The 1,404-nt window shown below is 68.9% G+C and carries 1 protein-coding gene; it reads right to left on the bottom strand.

Annotated elements, in window-relative coordinates; translation table 11 throughout:
• Nucleotides 1-1,158: IS110 family transposase (locus tag NFX44_RS33190; RefSeq protein ID WP_262287547.1), on the bottom strand; the 1,158-nt coding region annotated here is incomplete at its 3' end.
• Nucleotides 1,159-1,404 lie beyond the last annotated feature (246 nt).

The raw sequence follows: 1,404 nt of genomic DNA, 5'->3' as shown, positions 1-1,404 counted from the left end.
TTTGAGGCAGCCGTGGAGGATGCCGACGAGGCGGTTGCCGAGTTGGCGTAGCGCGGCGTGGTGGCTGATGCCTCGGTGGCGTTGCTGGTCGTAGTAGGCGCGAGCGCCGGGGGAGGCGATGAGGGCGGCGAAGGCCTGTCGGCCGAGGGCGTCGATGAGCCGGTCGTTGTGCACGTAGCGGGCCAGGACGATCTTCTTCTTGCCGGATTGGCGGGTGATGGGGCTGGTGCCGGCGTAGTTGCGGCGTGCTTTGGCGTCGGCGTAGCGGGTGGGGTCGTCGCCGAACTCGGCAAGCACCCGGGCGCCGAGGATGCGGCCCAGGCCGGGTTGGCTGAGGTAGATCTCAGCGTCCGGGTGCTGCCCAAAATGCGCCTCGACCTGTGCCTCCATTGCCTTGATCTGTGTCTGCAGGGTGGTCAGGATCGCGATCTGGGCGCGGACGGTGGCTGCGTAAGCCGCGGTGACTGCCGCTGGCTGGCCCAGTTGCTGGCTGCGCAGGGTTGTCTGCAGCTTCTCGGCCTTGGCTGGCACTTCACGCCGCCGTGCCCGCTTCAGAGCGCCGGCGATCTGTGTGGTCGTCAGGCGGGCTGCCGAGGCGGGGTCCGGTGCCTTGCCCAGCAGGTCCAACGTGTCTGCGGCGGCCAGGTCGTCGAACGCGACCAGCGCGGCGGGGAAGAACTCCCGCAGCGTCTGCCGCAGCCGCAGGATGTGGCGGGTGCGTTCCCAAATCAGCGTCTGGTGCGCCCGGGCCACCACCTTGATCGCCTCCGCCGTGGCGCTGTCGCCGGCGACCGGACGCAGTTGATGCCGGTCAACGCGCACCATGTCGGCCAAGGCGTGGGCGTCACCGGCGTCGCTCTTGGCCCCGGACACCCCGTGCCGTTCCCGATACCGGGCCACCTGCAGCGGGTTGACCGCATAAATCTGGTAGCCGGCGGCGATCAGCGCCTGCACCCACGGGCCCCGATCGGTCTCGATACCGACCACCACCTGGACCGGATCGTCGTCCTCGCCCAACTGCGCTCCGATCAGCGCATGCAGGCCGGCGATCCCGCCGATCCCCTCCTCGAGTTTCGCCTTGCCCAGCCGCCGACCCGCTTCGTCCTGCACCTCGACATCGTGGTGGTCCTCGGCCCAATCGTCTCCCACGAACAGCACGCCACGCCTCCCGCCAGCTCCACAGTCCAGCGACCTGTTCGGCAGCGACGGGAGAACTGCCGCGAGCTAATGATCAAGTCCTCACGCCGACGGCGGCGGGCACGACATCCCATCAGCGATACCGTCTCCCGACCACCGGCAGGGGCACGATCTGTCAATAGGACTGCCACGCGTCCTGCAACCGAGAGTGCTCACCCGCCAGCGGCTACCGAACCCGAGTCTGCCGCAACCGACCCGGTAGCTCTC

Source organism: Micromonospora sp. MA102 (assembly GCF_025460765.1).
GTDB lineage: Bacteria > Actinomycetota > Actinomycetes > Mycobacteriales > Micromonosporaceae > Micromonospora > Micromonospora halotolerans.
The sequence above is the reverse complement of the archived record's forward strand: the minus strand, read 5'-3'. Positions and strand labels throughout refer to the sequence as shown.